At 36.2% G+C, this 18,955-nt stretch carries 22 protein-coding genes; all 22 read left to right on the forward strand.

Annotated elements, in window-relative coordinates:
• Positions 1 to 64 precede the first annotated feature (64 nt).
• Positions 65 to 685, forward strand: a complete 621-nt coding sequence (locus V6C27_13810) for a hypothetical protein (protein MEG6617484.1) — start codon at positions 65 to 67, stop codon at positions 683 to 685.
• A 186-nt stretch (positions 686 to 871) separates the two neighbouring features.
• On the forward strand, positions 872 to 1,216 hold the full coding sequence (locus V6C27_13815) for a hypothetical protein (GenBank protein MEG6617485.1): 345 nt from the start codon (positions 872 to 874) through the stop codon (positions 1,214 to 1,216).
• Positions 1,217 to 1,334: 118 nt separating this feature from the next.
• Positions 1,335 to 1,535, forward strand: coding sequence for a hypothetical protein (locus V6C27_13820; protein MEG6617486.1), 201 nt, complete (start codon positions 1,335 to 1,337; stop codon positions 1,533 to 1,535).
• Positions 1,536 to 1,704: 169 nt separating this feature from the next.
• A complete protein-coding gene (locus tag V6C27_13825) occupies positions 1,705 to 2,808 on the forward strand; it encodes a copper amine oxidase N-terminal domain-containing protein (protein MEG6617487.1) in 1,104 nt (367 codons plus the stop codon).
• Between the two features lie 2 nt (positions 2,809 to 2,810).
• Positions 2,811 to 4,382: a hypothetical protein gene (locus V6C27_13830; GenBank protein ID MEG6617488.1), complete on the forward strand. Its 1,572-nt coding sequence runs from the start codon at positions 2,811 to 2,813 to the stop codon at positions 4,380 to 4,382.
• Positions 4,383 to 4,441: 59 nt separating this feature from the next.
• A complete protein-coding gene (locus V6C27_13835) occupies positions 4,442 to 6,211 on the forward strand; it encodes a hypothetical protein (protein ID MEG6617489.1) in 1,770 nt (589 codons plus the stop codon).
• 61 nt (positions 6,212 to 6,272) lie between these two features.
• On the forward strand, positions 6,273 to 7,652 hold the full coding sequence (locus V6C27_13840) for an ATPase, T2SS/T4P/T4SS family (GenBank protein ID MEG6617490.1): 1,380 nt from the start codon (positions 6,273 to 6,275) through the stop codon (positions 7,650 to 7,652).
• Positions 7,646 to 8,467: a type II secretion system F family protein gene (locus V6C27_13845; GenBank protein MEG6617491.1), complete on the forward strand. Its 822-nt coding sequence runs from the start codon at positions 7,646 to 7,648 to the stop codon at positions 8,465 to 8,467. The genes V6C27_13840 and V6C27_13845 overlap by 7 nt, the downstream gene beginning before the upstream one ends.
• 15 nt (positions 8,468 to 8,482) lie before the next feature.
• On the forward strand, positions 8,483 to 9,301 hold the full coding sequence (locus tag V6C27_13850) for a hypothetical protein (protein ID MEG6617492.1): 819 nt from the start codon (positions 8,483 to 8,485) through the stop codon (positions 9,299 to 9,301).
• Complete coding sequence (locus V6C27_13855) at positions 9,298 to 9,936, forward strand: hypothetical protein (GenBank protein ID MEG6617493.1); 639 nt, start codon at positions 9,298 to 9,300, stop codon at positions 9,934 to 9,936. Before V6C27_13850 ends, V6C27_13855 begins: the two co-directional genes overlap by 4 nt.
• Before the next feature lie 14 nt (positions 9,937 to 9,950).
• Positions 9,951 to 10,157 carry a hypothetical protein gene (locus V6C27_13860; GenBank protein MEG6617494.1) on the forward strand — a complete coding sequence of 69 codons (207 nt, stop codon included), beginning with the start codon at positions 9,951 to 9,953 and terminating at the stop codon, positions 10,155 to 10,157.
• A gap of 12 nt (positions 10,158 to 10,169) precedes the next feature.
• Entirely contained in the window at positions 10,170 to 10,589 is a 420-nt protein-coding gene (locus V6C27_13865) for a hypothetical protein (protein MEG6617495.1), read from the forward strand.
• Between the two features lie 4 nt (positions 10,590 to 10,593).
• Positions 10,594 to 11,193: a hypothetical protein gene (locus tag V6C27_13870; protein MEG6617496.1), complete on the forward strand. Its 600-nt coding sequence runs from the start codon at positions 10,594 to 10,596 to the stop codon at positions 11,191 to 11,193.
• On the forward strand, positions 11,190 to 11,825 hold the full coding sequence (locus tag V6C27_13875; protein ID MEG6617497.1) for an SAF domain-containing protein: 636 nt from the start codon (positions 11,190 to 11,192) through the stop codon (positions 11,823 to 11,825). Before V6C27_13870 ends, V6C27_13875 begins: the two co-directional genes overlap by 4 nt.
• A gap of 67 nt (positions 11,826 to 11,892) precedes the next feature.
• Positions 11,893 to 12,477, forward strand: a complete 585-nt coding sequence (locus tag V6C27_13880; GenBank protein ID MEG6617498.1) for a GGDEF domain-containing protein — start codon at positions 11,893 to 11,895, stop codon at positions 12,475 to 12,477.
• 4 nt (positions 12,478 to 12,481) lie between these two features.
• A complete protein-coding gene (locus V6C27_13885; protein ID MEG6617499.1) occupies positions 12,482 to 14,053 on the forward strand; it encodes a ParA family protein in 1,572 nt (523 codons plus the stop codon).
• A 2-nt stretch (positions 14,054 to 14,055) separates the two neighbouring features.
• The gene (locus tag V6C27_13890) at positions 14,056 to 14,472 is read left to right on the forward strand and encodes an A24 family peptidase (protein ID MEG6617500.1); all 417 of its coding nucleotides are present in this window, start codon (positions 14,056 to 14,058) and stop codon (positions 14,470 to 14,472) included.
• 13 nt (positions 14,473 to 14,485) lie between these two features.
• Entirely contained in the window at positions 14,486 to 15,592 is a 1,107-nt protein-coding gene (locus V6C27_13895; GenBank protein ID MEG6617501.1) for a P-loop NTPase, read from the forward strand.
• Between the two features lie 125 nt (positions 15,593 to 15,717).
• Entirely contained in the window at positions 15,718 to 16,758 is a 1,041-nt protein-coding gene (locus tag V6C27_13900; protein ID MEG6617502.1) for a tyrosine-type recombinase/integrase, read from the forward strand.
• 165 nt (positions 16,759 to 16,923) lie between these two features.
• Positions 16,924 to 17,295, forward strand: a complete 372-nt coding sequence (locus V6C27_13905) for a hypothetical protein (GenBank protein MEG6617503.1) — start codon at positions 16,924 to 16,926, stop codon at positions 17,293 to 17,295.
• Between the two features lie 153 nt (positions 17,296 to 17,448).
• Positions 17,449 to 18,579 carry a hypothetical protein gene (locus V6C27_13910; protein MEG6617504.1) on the forward strand — a complete coding sequence of 377 codons (1,131 nt, stop codon included), beginning with the start codon at positions 17,449 to 17,451 and terminating at the stop codon, positions 18,577 to 18,579.
• A 183-nt stretch (positions 18,580 to 18,762) separates the two neighbouring features.
• Positions 18,763 to 18,955 (forward strand): hypothetical protein (locus V6C27_13915; GenBank protein ID MEG6617505.1); only part of this gene is annotated, 193 nt, incomplete at its 3' end.

Genomic DNA, 18,955 nt, shown 5'->3' on the forward strand with positions numbered 1-18,955 from the left:
TCATAAATAATAACACTTTTGTCAAGATTAATTGTTATATTATGGAAGCGCTAAGGAGGGTAAGATGTTCTATTATAATAAACTTCTAACGCCTATACGATATTTGATAACACTTTATTGGTTGTTTCTAGCCCCTGCAGCTATGGCAGTTGAGAGATTTGGGAAATATGCAGTTATAGTTCTACTTACGATATTAATAGTGTTATCTACACTAATTTCTTCATTACCTTTTACAATTACTTTTTGGGAATCATTATTGATACTTATGCCGCTGATTGCAATATTGCTGTTAGATTACATTTTTATAACTAAAAAGTACGGTAAGGTGCTAATTATTCCTTCTAATAAGCTAATTCTTATGTTAGTTAGCAAAATGGGTGGAGTAGCTGATTTTAAGAAAATACAAGAGATTGATAGCAAATCTAAGTTTATGGAAATACATCTTTTAAAACGTGCTGAAGTAAATAATAGACATGATTTGGTTAACATTGTAAATAAAATGCAAAGTGATTTCAAAGGAGTAGTTTTTTACACATATACACCAATAAAGCTTGATGTGTTATTTGAGAGATATAAGATTAAATATGAGTTTATGCATAAACTTGATACTAAGATACCGCTAGAAAGAGCAATGAAATACCAGGGAAAAAAGAAAGCTATTAATTGCTATATTTTTAAAGTGTGAGGCCCAAAGGCCAGAATTAACCTTACCCCTACTTGAAAATTACACTACCATCTGGAAGCAGATTGTCAAGGGCGGACGTTCATCGGAGCGTAGCGGAGACCCTTGATTATCTGCTGGAGGGTGGTAGACTTCTAAAAAGTAGGGGGTATTAGTTAAATGTGGTATTGAAAGGTGGGTTTGGTGTAAGTGGGAAAGGTTTCTAAAGTAGCAATATGCATTATGGTGTTAATGCTCTTGGTGGCATGTGGGGAATCAAAACCGGAGAAGGATATATTAGTTGGTACTTGGGTTGATGAAAAAAACGCTGATAGCGTAATTTTTTTGGAAGATGGTACACTTCTATCATACAAAGATGTTGATTGCAGTTATTTAGCTGGGCAAGGGAATTGGAAGTGGGTAGAGGAAGGCAAAAAAGTTGTTTTTAATAGTGGCTATATGGCTGTGCAATATGAGGTTACTATTAAAGATAACAATCATATTTTATTTAAACAAAAGCATGGTGATGATTTTGAATTAGTAAGAAAGAAGTAACTTTGAACTGATGAAAAACCCTGGTGCTTTTATTTTACGTGAAATAATTTTCGTATGTGTCAGTAGGTTGTTTTACATTTGAAAAAGGTATATAATTTTTTCAAGTGGGGGGATGCGATTGAAGGAGCGTAAGAATAATACAAAAGGACAGCATGGAGGGCCGCGTCCCAATTCAGGAAGGCCTGCTGTTAAAGACAAGAGAAAAACGCGAACTTTTTCGGCTTCAGATAAAGAGTACAAAGATATGCTAGAAAAAGCTAATAAAATTGGTCTAAGCTTAAGTGAATATATTAGACAAAAAACTCTGCATGATAATTAAAAAGCAGAGTTTTTTAATTCCTATAGTGTTGTTTTTATCTTGGTTATGTTGTACAATAAAATCAAGGTAAAAGATAGGAGAGAAACAAAATGTCAGAACTAAAAGAGCAGGTTCTAGACGTTCAATTGGAAATCTTAGTCTTAATATAAATAAGGAGAGTGATTGATATATGTTTAAAAAGTTTTTGTCTAAAGTTTTTGTGTCTAGTTGCTTGGTCTTAAGTTTAACTACTATAGCAGCAGCAGATCAACCGACAGAACAGGTTGATGTTTACCATGATAATCAGTTAGTTACAAGTGTAGTGTTTAAAGTTGATAGCAACCAATACTTTGTTAACAACCAAACACCAGGGACGAGGATGGATGCATCCCCGTTTATTGAACAAGGTCGTACTTTTGTGCCGGTGCGTTATCTAGGAAATGCTTTGGGTGTAACCAATGAAAACATTGCCTGGAATGGTAGTACTAACAAAGCTGCATTAACATTGGGTGATAAAACAGCGGAGTTAACTATCGGGAAAAAGCAAATAGTGGCCACCGGTCAAACTAAACTGACGGATGTAGCACCGATGTTAAAAACCGGTCGAACCTATTTGCCAGCCCGGTACGTGGCCGAGGCCCTTGGCTATCAAGTGGCCTGGGATGCCACAAACGGTATGGTAATTGCTTACCCTGCAGGGCAAGAACAGCCTGACATTAGCACTGTGGTAGATTTTGTTGGTGGCCAGTTACCAAAAGTACCGGAAGTACCAGAGGTTCCAGTGCAACCACAAGTACCAACTGGTACCATAGATGAAATTGTGGCAAAAGCAATGCCTTTTAGTGGTCAACCGTTTAGCTTTGATGGGTGGAATTTTGCAGAAGGATGGGAAGAATCCCTACAATATGATCCCATGACTAGAGAGAAAATAAATCTCAAATTTCAAAAAGTGACTGTAGATGAACTGAGACAATCAAATGGTATTCATATTGGTGATACGTCTGTTATTCATGATGTCAAAATTACTGATGAAGGGGTATATACAACTCAATCTTCAATTTATCATACTGGTTTAGGGTTTATACTGGTGGAGGAAGGTAATATTATAAGATATAATTACAGTACGAACCCTGATATGCAAGGTACAACAGAAACAACTTTTGCTGCTAAGAAACATATTCGCGGTGGTACTTACAAAAACCCTCTACCTACCCCTGATATGAATAAAGTAACCGGCGTATTGTTCCAGTACGGCGATAAGTTATTACATGTGGATGTTAAAGGGGGTAAATGAGAATGTTAAAGAAACTTATTAACTGTTTGTTAATACTAACATTAATAATTACAGCCGTTCCAAATGGAGCGGCTTTCGCTTTGCCTTCTGAAACAGAAAATCCCCAACAGGAACAGCTTATCCATCAACAGGTAATTATGGGTTATTTTGATGTTTGGAAAGGGTCTACATGGCAGGATACCAATAATGATGGTGATATTGATGCTAGAGGTGACAAAAATAAACCGACCAAACCTTTTACTTACACGCTAGAGGATAAAGTAAAAGAAGGCTGGACAATAACCAGAGTCGAAGTTCAATATCCTTTCTCAGCAGATGATTATGTAAATGCAGGTGGTAGAATGTCTGACCCAGCCGGAAATCCATTGCAGAGCATGATGCCTTACCAAAGGTTTAAAGATAATTATTTAAAATATCTACCTCAAAGTCTTTCTGTGAGTGTTGCAAGCCAAGATTTAGTAGCAGGTAAAGCTCAAGTTCAATGGAAATTGGATTTAGAATACTTAGATCAAAATTATTCCTTAGACTTAACAGATTCTTCTAACCGCACAAAAATAGGCTATGAAGTTAAAGACATTGAAGAAATGGTCGAGGGCTGGCGTTGGTACCTACCAGGTATTATCAAATGGTATGCCATACCACCAACAGAACTACCTAATATCATGGTGGGTGAAATCGAACCAGGTGTAACCTCTGGCGAAGCAGTACCAGGTACACTATACTCTGCTAATGCAGAGATAGTTAACGAAAGTGATCAAAGCTTTACAAACGTGCCGGTGGCAGCATATAACAACGGTTGGCAAGCAAAGGTAAAAGATCAATCAGGCAATCTTGTAAGCACTATTAATCTCGGGCCGAATGAAACAAAAGTAATCAACATCAACTACACAGCCCAAGACCCCACAAGTGCCATTAAGGTGGTAGTAGATACGGCACCACTACCAGAAACGATTGAAGAGCAGACAAAAGAGGATAATGTTGGCGAAATTGAAGTTTTGGCTAAAGTTGCAGATCCACCCCCAATGTTGGGCGGAGATATAAAATTCAAAGCAGTTAACCAGACCGGCACAATTACACGTCCTGCTGGTACAGCGAAATGGACAGATAAGGTAACGGCCACAATAAATCCACCGGCACCTAAAGCACCAAGGGGCAGTATAACCAGTTGGAATATAACTTCAGCAACACTGACAATACCAGCTAAAAACCCAAAATTCACCTTTGGTAATCCGTTGCCACCGCAGGGAACTAAGACATTAAACATGAGCACAGGTGGCCACAGTTCGTCAGTAACATTCCAAGAAGATTGGGCCATGGACGGGGCTAAGATATATAATCAAGTTACACAGAAAATGATGGCTGTTACACCTAAGAATTACCCGATAACCGCAAAATATACAATTCACTACACATATGAATATCAAGTAAAACATAGGAGCTGCAGCAAAAATAGTGAAGGAAAGCGGAGATGCAAAACTTGGTATGAGACGAAAACTGGTTCAGGAAGCACTTCTGGTACTCTATCGGGCAACTTATATGTCAATGGAACAGGCGTAAATAGTAGAGCGCAATAATCGGTTTGAAGCCCCTGAATAGGGGCTTTTTCTAATCTTTTAGAAAAGGAGGTTGATAAATGCAAAAGAAAAATCCAAACGAAGGATATGCTTTGGTAGTAGCTCTTGCTGCTGCCCTTTTCTTTTCCATGATAACTCTATGGCTTTGTCCAGTCAAAGCGTATGCAAATGAAATGAATGCTCACTCCCCCGATCCTGAAAACCTGGGCATATATGTAAGAGAAATACCAGTAGTGTTATACAATGCTGCAGTAACTGAAATTGATGGATTAACAATAAAAATTGACAATCCAACTTGGGTATGGGCAAGCGAGTGGACAGGCAAAAAATATGGGGTTAACGAAGGTGACGATCTTTCTAATGTGCAGACAGAAATCTTTTTGTTACGAACAGATAAAGATACCTACAGTCCTACAGTAACCAAAGAGTTCAGACTACCGGTTGCCAACAAAGGGAAGCATAAAATATTTGATTTTATTACCCAAGGCGAGCGAGGTAATATTTCTGTAACAGCTAAAGGGCCGGTACCTACTCCTAGTGCATTTCATAATCAATCTTCCGGAATAAATGAAAACTTAGCCAAGCAATACGGGCTAGATACCAGTTTCCGATTAACACCGGCGAACCAATTTGGGGAGAGATATTACCACTTAAAAGCTCAAACTAACCAAGGGGCTACTGCTGTATATAGCGTATTTGATAACTTGCTTAATATAGACGAAACATACCTAAGATCAACCCATTTAGCACCAAACTATGACCAGTGGGTTCCAGAGTATGATTCCCAAGGTAATATTATAAACCGTGATGAGGCTGATAAAAGTACATCTTTTTATCGTGGCCGTAATTGGAACAGTCAATTAGGCACTGAATCGACTTTATGGGTACCTGGAAGTATTGCAGCAGTAAGCCAAAACATAGACTTAGCAATATCAACTTTGGATAAATACGAAAACCTTAAACTTGGAAGCGAAGTAGATATAAAGGTAGTTGTAAAAAACAATTCCAGCGTACCGGTTACAACGGATCTTAAATACCGGATAAATGGTTCATGGAAAAGTGCAGAGGATAATATAGCACTACAACCACAAGAGAATAAAGATCTATATATTAAAGTGCCGGTTAAAAAGAATCCCTATAGCATCATAGTCAAAGTAAACCCTGCAGAAAACAAACCAGCAATTGAAACCAGTTGGAACAACAATACATCAGTTGTAAGTATAGCAGCCGGTACCTTTACTCCACCACCTTCACCAGTGCCGGGATCAGAAAGCAAGGCTGACATAACCTTTAAGGCGGTTAACCAAGATGGCAGCGTAGTTAGAGAACCTGGTACAGCAAAATGGACAGATAGCGTAACGGCCACATTGACTGTAACTAAACCACCAATACCCTTTACTCAGCCTATAAAGGGTGGGGATTATATTAGCGATATTAAAGTAACTGGTTGGAATATAGAGTGGGCCAAAATAACATATCCAAAGAAACATTCAGAGTTTACCTTTGGAAACCCACTAGAGCCGGTTGGTACTAAAACTGTTAATATGACACCAGCAGGTAATTCAGCAACGGCAACATTTAAACAAGATTTCTCAATGGATGGGGCTAAGGTATATAACCAGGTAACAAAGCAACTAATGGCAGACAGTCCTAGGAGATACCCTATTCATTGTCAGTATAGGATAAAATACACCTATGAATGGATAGAAATAAAATTGACGGAGGCAGGAATAGTACAGCAGAAATATACGGGCAATGATTATATTGACGGTTCAGTAAATAAAAGTTTGTTAGTAAATGGTACTGGCGTTAATAGTCGTGCTCAATAACCTTGGCTTTAAGCCAAGGTTATTTTTATAGAGGCTTTTAATTAAAACGGAGGTGGCTTAAATGAGTAAAGACAGTTTGGAAATGTCTAATCAGGATTGGGATAGCATAGTTGATGTACAGAAAACAGATATTGTAGAGGAATTAGCATCACAGATTTACAAGGAGCATCCCGATTTATTTAATGGAGATAAAGTGGCTTTGGGTGAATCAATAAACGTTGACTATTTAGAACAGATCATAAGGCAAACAGTATTAACCCGTAAGGATTTATTACCAGATGAAATTGAAGAAATTACAGGTAAAATTTTAGGCCAAGCAACAGGGTATGGACAACTATCAGAGTTTTTTACAGGGCCTGAAGCTGAGGAAATAACTGAAACAATGATTAACCCTTCTAAGGATGGACCAAAAGTTTTTGTTGGTAAACATGGTAGACCTCATTATGTAGGTAACCACTATTTTAAAAATGATCAAGAGGTAAAAGACTTTGTGCAATTACACTGTGACAAGGCTGGTCGCTCATTTACAGCGGAATCACCTGTAGTAGACGCATGGCTTCCCGATGGCAGTCGTTTAGCAGCTATGGGGTATAAAGCATGTCCTTTAGGTACAATGATTACTATACGTAAATCACCTGTTCTTAGACCACCACTGCCATTATCAGTTATGGTTGCAAATGGGACAATGCCACAGCTATTCAGCGATATAGCAAAAGATTTGTTAGTACCGGGGCAGTGTAATATTGGTGTCTTTGGTCGTACAGACAGTGGTAAGACAACTCTATTAAGGGCATTAGGCTTATTTATTGATCCAATGGATAGAACAATGATTGGCGAAACCAGTTTTGAATTATTTATGCCAAACCTAGAAAACTGCATAAACGTTGTAACAGTAAAAATCGGTGGAAATGAAATTCTAAGTATGGGTGATATATGCGACAGTTTTAACCGGAATAACCCCGATAGAACTATTGTTTCAGAGATACGGGCCGGGGAAGTTGTTGCAGCAGCGGAAATAGCAGAATCAACTTCCGGTGGATTCTGGACAACAGCCCACTGTGGTTCAGTTAATCAATTGCGTTCCAGATTGCCGAAAATGTTTGCCCGGGGTGGTATGACATTACCAAGAGAGTTGGTAGATGATCAAATACGATCAATGTTTAATTACCTAATTTTTGTTGATAAAGATAGTATGAAAAAAAGAACCCTTATGGAACTTGTACAGGTAACTGATGATGATTACAGACCAATAATCCGCTTTGACAAAGAAGAATATGCACTTACAAGAGGTAAAACCAGACGGTGGATATATGAAAATCCTATTTCCAATAAAGGTTTGGCTGATCTAGGCTTTAGAGGCGGCACAATAAAACCTGAATATGAAAAGGTTATTGGGAACGGTTATTTATATGCTGCCGACCAGGGGGGAGTACAGTGTTAATTAAGTTATTGTTACTGTTTAGTTTATTTTTGTTATTTTATTTACTTATTGTAGGGGAGTTCCCTGTAAATTTAGAAGCACTTTTAAAGAGTGATCTTCCAAAACAAAAAACATTTAAGGATAAATTTCAAGTATATGTGTTACCTTTAATTTCAGCAACTATATTTTTCTTCTTTGGAAGAGTAGTATTTTTGAGTGTATTGTCAGGTTTGATTTTTGCCTTTTTAGGTTGGCATTTACCTAAATGGGTATTGAAGTGGAGGGAGCATAAGAAAAAAGAAAAACCAAGGGAATTAGCAAAGGATTTTATAACAAGTGCTGCTGGTATGTATGGTGCCGGACAGTTAACTACAGATGTTATTCGGCACTCAGCATTACGTATGCCTGCACCTTTTAACCAAGATTTTCAAGAAATGCTTGCTAGAAGAAACCTTGATGGCGCTCCTTTCCACGTAATGCTTCGCCAGATGGGAAACAAATACGGTTTAAAGGAATTTGATGCGGCGGCTGCAATTATTGAAGCCTCTGAAAAAGCAGGTGGACCAACAGCCGCGGCCAAAGGGCTTAAACGGCTTGGTGTGGCACTTAGAAAAAGGGAAAAACAACTTATGGAACGACGAAAAGCTAACATGGAACCGCAAATCGCCTGCCTTTTAGCCATTGTTATTTTGTCATTAGGTTTAATCATGGATGCTACTGTATTTCGAGCCGAATACCGAGAAGTACCCATAATAATGGCATCAGGTTGTTTAATTGTGGTTGGTTTAATCTTTGCAGTAGTAAAAATATCAAGCAATGCAGATCTTGAAAGTTAGAAGGGAGGAATGTATTTGGATGCGATATTATTCATAGGACTGTTCGCCTCTGTCCTAGTTACATTTTACTTACTCTTTGTTCCAACAAGTGAGTATGATACTACACCAGTAGGTTTAACAACTGAGTTTCTAAAAACACAGTTAGAACGATTCTTTAATTCAGGTGGCAATGAGAAAAAATTAACAATTATTAATAAGTCAATAGATGACATTATTAAGTATGCAACATTTTTTGGTTTAGGTTTTGGCTTATTGGCAACTATTTTAACTGTAAAGTTTATAGGTGCATTTTCTATAATAGTGGGCTTTGTTGCTACTGTTGCGGGCGTTTTAACCACCCGTATTTTAATTGAAAATGAATTTAAAAAGTGGCAAGCTGAACTATTTCAAGGTGTACCACCTTTAATTAATTTTATGCCAGCATTTCTTGATGTTGGTGCTTTAACGCCTAGCGAAGCTTTGGTATATACAGTACCATTTTTACCTGAGCCATTAAAAAGCGAAATGCAACTGGTTATTAATAGAATTAAACGTACAGGAGAAACAAACCAAGCTTTAAACACGTTATCGAGAAAGGCTAAACATCCGATAATAGATGCAGTTTGCTTTAGATTAGGCATGGCTTGGGAAAGTAAAGTTGAAGCTGACATGTTTCTAGATTTAGCAGAAAGTGTTGACAACGAAAATGATCAAGCAGCCACTAGAGCTACAGTAACTAAGTCTGGTTTGTTTGCCTTAATTGCGGTACTAGCACTTGTAGGAGCAATACCCATCTTTGGCTATCCTGCATGGGGATTTGTTGAAGACCAAATTACAGGAGGTTTCGGTATGTGATAAAGGAGGGAAACGATGTCAACAAAAAAAAAGGTCTCCATATTTTCAATAATAGTATGGATACTAGGGCTAATTGCATGTCTGCTAGCAGTGATATTCATATTTACAAGTATAAGAGGGTGGTTCTTCCGAATCTAAAAAAAGAAGATGGATTTATAGAGATCCCTGTTCTTGGAATGGCCATAATCCTGATATTCTTAGTAATAATCATGGTTATGGCTTTAGTTTATGGTATCCAGACAAAACTTGTCACCACTTATGACTGGTTTGGCGAAGCAATGAATTATGCAGCACAGGCCAGTAATATGGATGGTGACGTTAGCATGGTAGCTTTGCGTACTGCTGAAACAAAACAATATTTTAAATCGGCTTTTGCCGATATGATTGAAGGTAGTGTCAGTGGTGATAGTTTTATTCCTAATAACTACAATTATTATCCTGGCAACATTGAGATCAAAAGTTTTGAAAGTGTTGTGCCAGGAGATCCAGTTCCAGGAGGAACAGCAAACCAACCAGGGTATATGGCTGTTATAGAGGTGCCAGTATTCAATGACAAAATCCCCTTTAATGACAAGCAATATGTGAGCAAACAAATGCGATATTTTGCCGTGGTTAAAAGTACTACAACTAATTAAGGAGAGTGTTTTTAATGAAAAAAATTATTAAGACCTTTAAGAGAAAGATTAAGACTACAATTACTAGCGAAAGTGGACAATTATCAGCAGCTGCGTGGACATTAGGTTCAGCCGTTATAGTTGTAATAGTTATCGGTGCAATTATGGCAATATCAGATAGTACCGCAACAGAATTATTTCAACGCATGATTAACAACATCACTGATACTTTAGGAATTTAATGAGGTGGTTTAATGCTAAAGGATATGGTATCAACCTTTGGTATGCTTTTTATTCTCATTGGTTTTTTAGTTGCTGGTGCATTATTCATCGGTATGATGGGACAATGGTATGCCTTACAAAACCAGGCACAGTTTATTGCAGTAAGTCAAGGTAAGTACGGCGGTTATACAGAACAAGCAGATAATGCATTAAAAGAGTTTGTGCAAGATATGAATTTAGAGCCTACTAAAGTAGATGTGTATGTATCCGCCCCTAATAGTCCGGTACCTTGGGGTACTACAGTAAAGGCAGAAGTTACAAATCATTTTAGATTTAAGGTAGGTACCTTTCTAGATATCACAACACCAATAAAATTAACAGGGAGAGGGCGTGCAGTTAGTTCTTATATGCCAGGTACTTATACTGTCACATATACCTCTCCTTCATATTAGTAGCATGGGTACAAAGGGTAGAGATGTGGTTATATGGCTAATGATGGGCATATTTGCCCCGTTAGCCATAATAACACTTCTGTTAGGAAACAAAAGTTTAGGAATAAGCTTATATACGTGTTATCTGTTAACCATTATTCCAATACTGTGGTTTTATTTAGTAGAAGTTCCTAACTCAAAGAAAATCAGCCAGGATTTAGAGCTAGATTTTATTATTTTAATGCCAGTTAATGTATCGTGGGTAAAGTTATTTACCCGTAAATTTACTAAGTATCCCATTAAAAAAGCTTATGAGATACATCTAAAAACTAATGTTCACCAAAACTTATCAACTTATTTTGAGAATCTGGATGATGATTTATTAAAAATTCTCAATAACGTTAATATGCAAGATACGTTAGTGATTTGGGAAACACCTTCCCCAGTACCGTCAAGGTTTAGAAAACTTATCAAGGAAAAACGGTTATTAAACCAAGCGATTTATGAAAAAGGTGGGTGGGGAATACCTTATCCACCTTTTGTAAACCATTATTTAAAAAAATATAAAAATAGAGTTTATCACGGAGCATACCTGATAACAAAAAGGAGTGAAATTAAGTATTGAGTAAAAAAATTGGTATTATAGTATCAGTGGTGCTAGCCTTAATTTTTACTGGCACCATTATTTTTACTGCTCAAAAAGATTTAAGGGCAGAAACAAAGACTGTTGAAGTGTATAAAGCAGTTAATTATATTGCTATGGGTAGTGAAGTAAAAAAAGATGATGTAAAAACGGTTGAAGTTCCTGAAAAGATGATTGATAATTTGGTTCAAGACATAAGCTATTTTGAAGGGAAAGTGACTACTCAAAACATTGGCCCTGACCAATTTATTTTTGAAAACAGTGTTGCAAAAGGGTTGGCAATTAGGCCGGGCTATGTAGAAATTTTTATTCCCACAGATTTATCCAAATCCGCACTAGCAATTGCAGGTGAAATGGTTGACTTGTATCCTATTGGAGATAGTTACGAAGGAGTGCCGCTACCTCCTGTTTTTGAAGGTGCGCGGGTATTACACTCTTTAGATCAAGAAGGTAAGGATATTGATCCTTCCCGTGCCCAAGATTTAAAGGGAATAGCAGCGTCAGGGACAAATATACCAGTATCTGTTGGAGTAGAAATACCTAAAGAAAAGGTTAGTCAAATAGTAATGTATGCTGGTAATAAAAACATATACCTTGTAAAAAGTTCTAAATAGTTAATTGGGAGGGCTAGAAATTAAATTATTTCAGTCCTCCCTTTCTTGTTTTAAGAGGTGATTAATTTTGAAGCGATTACAGTTTCAAAAACAATGGGTAACAGCTTCAGCATATCAGTTGTTTGGACTAGATAATCTTGTTGAATTAAAAATAGCTTGGCCTGATAATATCAGTCCTGATTTCTTGACAGGTTTACCTAACAGGCAGGTATATGATGAAGCAATATCTTTAGCAGTTAAAGAAGCTGTTAAACAAAATGCTGCAGTTGGAATTATAGTTTTTGATTTAGATAATTTTAAAATAGTTAACGATACATATGGCCATTTAACAGGTGATGAAGTACTTAAAGAATTTGCTTTAAGAGCAAAGTCAGTACTTAAATCAACTGATTTTATAGCTAGATATGGGGGAGAAGAATTTGTTGTACTTACTACATGCTATTCAAAGGCATATGAGATTGGCGAAAGGGTACGGTTAGCAACCTGCAATAAACCTTTTGTTATAGAGGATATTAATCTTAATGTTACATGTAGTTTTGGTTGTGCTAGTTATCCAATAGATGGGTTAACTGTTGAAGATGTGTTTAATAAGGCAGACAATGCTTTATATAAGGCTAAAGAGGCTGGGAGAAATCAAGGAATGGGAGGTTAAAATAATGAAATGTTTATTGGCAGTTGAAAGTGAAATTGCAGAAAATCTTAAAAACAATCTAAAAAGAATGGAGAAGTTTAAAAGTTGGGATTTTGAAGTCTGTGATCATGCTGAATACCTGGCACACTTTTCCTTTAAACGTCCTGATGTAGTAGTAGTAAGTCGTTATTTACCAGGGGAAAAGCCATCTGTATTGCTAGAAAATATGCAAATGATATTTCCGACAAGTCGAATTGTATTGTTGGTCGGAAGGGTTAGTGAAACAGCAAAGGTATACATTAAATTAGCTAATAAGTATGGGCTTAACAATATAGTTACCGGTGTGCTTCCTGGGGACCGCCCATACATATTACCAGCAGCACTTATGTATGACATTGAAGAAATTACAGGTGAAAAACATATAGGAACAGAAAGTACAGGCCATGATGTTTCGGAATCAATAAATACTGCACCCCAAAAAACTGTATCAAATGATTATGCAGATGAAATTGATTGTTCAGCTAATTATGGTCAACATTTAATCAGTGATCTAGTCAATGAGAAGGCCAAGGTTGAATATCCAGTAAGGGAATATGTTACAGAAGACCCATTGGAGCAACATATGCCACCGCATAATGTTGTTCAAAAGCCAGAGAATGTTGTTGAATTTAAAGAAGCTAAAGTTACTGAAGAAAATGAAGAAGTTACTACAACAGAGGATATTATTTCACAATACATGGACACTTTTGAAGTTGATGAAAGACGAAAAGGTGTGCGTGTAATAACTACCAGCAACAAGGGAGGGGTAGGCAAAACCACTGTTGCTATTACTACCTCAATAGCATTAGCGAAATCCGGTGTAAAAACGTGTCTTACTGACTTTGACTTTGAAGGCCCGAACGTCGCAACTTTTTTTGGAGTAGATGATGTACCAGGTATAGAAGTATTAGCCGAAAACAGATTATCACCAACGCTTATTGATGATTTGTTAATAGAGGTAAAAGAAAACCTATATATAATTCCAGGTGTCATGAATAAAACCAGCCCATATTTTGAAACTGGTAAACTAGATAGTATTCTAGATTATCTTGCTAATAAGTTTTCGGTAGTATTGGTGGATACGCCCCCGGAGTTTTGGAGCAGAAAGGCTTTAACAGAGGTATTTAAAGGAGCAGATTTAGTACTATCCGTTGTTGACCAATCAAAATTTAGTGAGGATGAAACAAAAAAATATGCACCAAAACTATTACTCTTTGGTGTGGCGCCAAATAAAATACGTATTGTATTAAACAAATATAGCCGAAAATTGCACAATGCTAAAATAGTTGAAAAACACTTTAACCATAGTTTTAAGAAAGATATAGATCCTAAAATGTTGCCACGGGTAGTAGCCACTATTCCGAATGATTGGGATGCACATGTTGGGAAGGGTTATAAAGGTGAAGTAGTGGGCCTAGACCAAACTTTAAGCCAATGGCATAAACTAGCTGCTGAAATAGCCCATTTAGCTGGTTATAAATATGCGGGTAATAAAACAGAAAAGAAGAAAAAAAGCTTGTTTGGTGGGCTATTTGGTAAGCTTAAAAAGAGTAAATAGATATGGCAGTATATGGAGTGATTTTGCTTACAACTTTATATTGTGCCTATACAGACCTAAAAAATTATTTAATATATAACAAAGTAACAGTACCTGTTTTCATCGGTGGTATTATATATCATACCGTCCTTGGAAACGGGTTCTTATTTTCTATTAAAGGCACTATCATAGGTATTTTTATTTTAATATTGGCAGCTATAACAAAAAAGATTGGTGAAGGTGACGGTAAATTATTAGTAGCGATAGGTTCATGGCTAGGGTGGTTGCCTACATTTTTGGTACTTATAATAGCAATGATGCTGGCTGCCGTGTGGACACTTTTTATTCATCTTAAAAAAATTTTAAATAGGAAAATACCTTTTGGTGTGTGTATCTTTGGTGGGGTTATTTTATTAGGGGTGGTCATTTTAAGTCTTTAAGAGAGGTGATTATATGAATAGGCATGAGATAGTTCAGCAAGTTAAAGAAATGTCCGTGTTTTGTGATGTAGAAGGTATAGCTGATGCATTAAAAATTACTCCCCAAGCTGTACAAGATATTTTGGACGGTAAAGATATTGAGATTCAAGAAACAGAGGTAGATAATCAACCAGTTATCCAAGTAAAAACCACTACCATGGTGCACCGACAAAAGATAATAGCGGTATGGAGGGCCAAAGGTGGGGTGGGGGCTACATCTGTGGCCATGACCTTAGCTAGACAAATAAGCGAGAAAATGACTACTATATTGCTAGATTTAAACTTTGAAGAAGGTGGCAGTGATTTATTACACTACCTTGATATGCCCCGGTACCCGCAGATGAAATTGCCCGATAACATATGGGATCGGGTAGAAGAAGTACAAAATAACTTATACGTTATGCATCCAATTACCCATGTTGTAGGTCAGGAAAAGATTACACCACAAGATATACAGCAACTAATACTAAACGCTAGACAAGAATTTGATGCTATAGTTCTAGATCTTCCTAATGGCCAAGATGAATGTATCTTAGAAGCCGTTAAAAATGCAAACGCTTTGGCACTTGTAATGACTTCTGGCCGTCAAGAGGGTTTTAGGGCTGCAAAACTAGCAAGCATGTTTAATAGCAAGAAGCAAATTTTTGTTGCCAACGCTGGGCTTAAAGAAAAGCAGGTAAAAGAAGTGGTACCGGCTGAACAAATTATTGTGATACCTTACGATAAGAGTTTAGATGATAAACTTGAAAAACAAATCCCTGTTTCTGTAAAGTCACCCTTTTACCACGGGGTAAAGGGCATATATGAAACTATATTTGATGAAGAGTTTGACGAGGTGCCAGAGGGTAAATTCAAAGAGCTTATATATAACACTAAAGGAATCTTTAAACGTAGCAAGAAAAAATCTAGGCCAGTAATAAATCGTTTCAAGGATAGTTTTGGCGCGGTGGGAAGTTTAGCTGGAAGTATTTTTTATGCTGGTAGTTTGTTATTGGTTGTAGTTGCAGCTTTAATTACCATTGATAGTGTAACTGATATTAATATTCCATTTATAAATCTAATAACTTCAAAATTAAAGTAATATGAATAATAATTATTTAATGAATTGGGCTTTAATACCGCCCAATTCATTAAAATTACCTTAAAAAGTTTTTGTTTGCTCCTATGATATAATACGTAATTATCATATTATAGGAGGAAACAAAAATGGATAGCACTACATTAATATTGCATAAAACAGAAACAAATAGTACCTACATTAAAGAGTTTTTACTTTATCTTAAATCGGACAAAGGTTGTAGGCCAAAGACTATACATGTTTATGAACAGGATTTAAAGGAGTTTATAAATTATTTTATAAACCGGGAGATTTTAACTCTTAAAGAATCCGATATACGTAATTTTAAATATCACTTAGTAGATAGGAATTTAGCACCACGAACAGTTAACAGAAAACTGGCGGTGCTAAGGTCATTTTATAGATATTTTGTAAACTCAGAAGAATGGGATAACATTGTAAGAAATCCTGTAAACAATGTAGCATCTTTGAAGATAAAGAGAGATACCCCTATAATCTTGAATGAAAGTCAAGCAGAAACGCTTTTAGATGGTATTTTATTGATAGGTACTTATGCCACTAGAGATTATGCCATATTTAGCACCTTTTTGTTTACTGGTATGCGTGTAGATGAGCTAATTCATCTTAGAATTAGTGATATTGATAATGATAATAACCTTATTACGATAAGGGATGGTAAGGGTGGGAAAAGTCGAATAGTACCCATGATACCAAGACTTAAATTAGCACTGGCATTATACCTCCAACGGGGGATTACATATAAAACCAAAGGGAGAAGAAGGAAAAGGATTGATTTGACTAAATGTGGCAGACAATATTTTGTTAATCCCGGTATTGAAAATGATAACTATTTGTTTTTATCAAGGCGTGGCGAGAAATTTACATCGAAAGGCATAGACTATCTTTTTAAACAGTATGTAAAGAAGTTAGGTTTATATAAAGAAGGATTATCATTACATGCTTTAAGACGGAGTTGTTTAACTTTTCTCTACAAAGAGGGCGTGGATCTGTTCATAATAAGGGAGATAAGTGGTCACGCAAGACTACAAACATTGGAACACTATTTGCGAATAGATAAAGCGAAAGTATATGATGCAATGAAAAAACATCCCTTAGCCAAAACTGGGGTTAACCTAGATTTAGTAGATATGATTCGCGGCAGTAAATAAAGCAAAAAAAGCAAAAAAAGCAATATACTGACATAAAGTTACAGACCCTTGAATTTATTACATATAATTCAAGGGTTTTATTGTTAATTAAGGTAATGAAAGTATTTTTTTGTGTTAAGTTTCCATACTTCTTAGAACGCCCATTTATTGAAGGTTGAGGGGGCTGTGCCTAGTGTAGATGATCCAAGATGGGTTTATTTTTGCTCGTGGTCTATTACTGAACCTTCACAAAAGAATCAAATTCTTTATATAGGGGACGGTGATAAGTATTATTTTAAGGGTCGTATCGCAGACAATGAGGATAGTAATTACGGAGATGTTTATGATAAAAACATGAATAAAATAGGAAGTGTTGGCTTGGATCGTAGTAAATTCGATGTGTTTCCTGAAGGAACTTGCTATTGGTATGTAGGGGGATATGGTGGTTATGATTTTTACGCTATTGAGAGAAATTTAATTCCTTGTATAGTTATTTCATCCCCTTCAAATAATCCACCATTAAAGGTAGAACGGTTTAAAGTTTTGCTGGGAATTTGATGTTTAGAGTTAAAAACATGCTCATGGCAGCATGTTTCTTTTGCATATTAAGGGAGTGATGGGGGATAAAGAAAGATATGGGTTTTAGTGGGTTAACTAATTAAGGAATAATAGTTATTTCATGTGAAATACTGGAATAAGGAGGGAAAAACATTGTGGAAGTTTATTAAATATTTGTTAGTTACTGTAATGTTTGTAAGCATAATAACACCGATAAATAACGCCCATTTAGGGAAGGCTGAGGCTGCAGGGGATTTTAGCTATGTCATTAACAATTATTCAAAAGTAGAAAATGGTTCATTTGACAAACTGATTTTTGATGATATTGTAAATGGTTTTACATTATCTGGTACGGCTTTTTATGATGACTTTTCAACTTATAGTTTAGGTTCTTCCCCTTCAAGATGGAATACTACAACTAATTCTGCTGATAGCTATATAAAAATTGAGGAAGAATCATCAAACCAATATGTCCATATAGTTAAAACTAATATAGATGCAACTAGACCTTCCATGAGTGTAGGCTTTTCTCCTACTAATCAAGGACAGGCAGAATACAGAATTAAGGTAAACAGTGGGCAGGCATTTATGATAGTAAATGGGGATGGATTTACTAACACATTAATTGATAATTTTAGAATTACGTTTGAGAATAATGGTAGGATTACTTATGGTACCACGTATGGCAGTGATCCAAGTTATTATCTCTGTGATTACAACTTAGGGCAAGAATATACAATAAAATTTATGTGGGACTTTAGTATTAAAGATGGTATAGACATATATATCGACAACACTTTAGTAAAAGAAAGTGCTTACAGTGACCATATAAAAACCGGTGTAATATTTAATGGAATAAGAGTTCTTGGTGGGTTAGTTTATCTTAGTGACTTTAATGTTTATCAAGTAAAGTTTACAGAATTAGGAAAGACAACAGGCCAATATACATCTAGTGGAATAAATGTTCCAAACATTAACGTACATGGTAGCAAAATAAGTTGGTCCGAGACATTGCCTAGTGGAACATCCGCAACAATAAAAACAAGTATATCTTTTAATGGAAGTTCATGGACACCTTACAAAACGGCTACTAATGGTCAACCAATACCAGATTTACCAACCAGCGGCACATTAACAAATACTAAAATTAAATATCAAATAACGCTTAACACAACTAATATAAACATAACACCAGTCGTTAAAAACTTAACTTTTAATATAATAAATAATAAAATTCCTTCGATTAGTTTATCTATTCCTTCAAATAATCCACCATTAAAGTAAGAACGGTTTGGGGTTTGGATGGAAAATGGGTGACTAAGGCTAAAAACATGCTGGTGGTAGCATGTTTCTTTTGTATTTAAAGGGAGTGATGGGAGATAAAGAAAGAGATTGAATTTAATGGGTTAACTGATTATGTAAGATCAGTTATTTCATGTGAAATGTTGGAAGAAGGAGGTAAAAATCTTGTGGAAGATTATTAAATATTTGTTAGTTGCTGTAATGTTTGTAAGCATAATAACACCTCTAAATAACGCCCATTTATTGAAGGCTGAGGCTGCTAGTACCCTTTATTATTACAAAACAAGGGATGATGTTTCATGGCAATCTACTACTGATCCCAATACCGTGCCAACTGTTTTATGTGGTGGTGCAGATA

This window comes from Peptococcaceae bacterium 1198_IL3148, assembly GCA_036763105.1.
GTDB lineage: Bacteria > Bacillota > Desulfotomaculia > Desulfotomaculales > Desulfohalotomaculaceae > JBAIYS01.

Excerpts from the sequence above, each read along its gene's own strand:
- V6C27_13810 (MEG6617484.1), top strand. The coding sequence starts at position 65 with ATGTTCTATTATAATAAACTTCTAACGCCTATACGATATTTGATAACA.
- V6C27_13825 (MEG6617487.1), top strand. The coding sequence starts at position 1,705 with ATGTTTAAAAAGTTTTTGTCTAAAGTTTTTGTGTCTAGTTGCTTGGTC.
- V6C27_13830 (MEG6617488.1), top strand. The coding sequence starts at position 2,811 with ATGTTAAAGAAACTTATTAACTGTTTGTTAATACTAACATTAATAATT.
- V6C27_13835 (MEG6617489.1), top strand. The coding sequence starts at position 4,442 with ATGCAAAAGAAAAATCCAAACGAAGGATATGCTTTGGTAGTAGCTCTT.
- V6C27_13840 (MEG6617490.1), top strand. The coding sequence starts at position 6,273 with ATGAGTAAAGACAGTTTGGAAATGTCTAATCAGGATTGGGATAGCATA.
- V6C27_13860 (MEG6617494.1), top strand. The coding sequence starts at position 9,951 with ATGAAAAAAATTATTAAGACCTTTAAGAGAAAGATTAAGACTACAATT.
- V6C27_13865 (MEG6617495.1), top strand. The coding sequence starts at position 10,170 with ATGCTAAAGGATATGGTATCAACCTTTGGTATGCTTTTTATTCTCATT.
- V6C27_13870 (MEG6617496.1), top strand. The coding sequence starts at position 10,594 with ATGGGTACAAAGGGTAGAGATGTGGTTATATGGCTAATGATGGGCATA.
- V6C27_13885 (MEG6617499.1), top strand. The coding sequence starts at position 12,482 with ATGAAATGTTTATTGGCAGTTGAAAGTGAAATTGCAGAAAATCTTAAA.
- V6C27_13890 (MEG6617500.1), top strand. The coding sequence starts at position 14,056 with ATGGCAGTATATGGAGTGATTTTGCTTACAACTTTATATTGTGCCTAT.
- V6C27_13895 (MEG6617501.1), top strand. The coding sequence starts at position 14,486 with ATGAATAGGCATGAGATAGTTCAGCAAGTTAAAGAAATGTCCGTGTTT.
- V6C27_13900 (MEG6617502.1), top strand. The coding sequence starts at position 15,718 with ATGGATAGCACTACATTAATATTGCATAAAACAGAAACAAATAGTACC.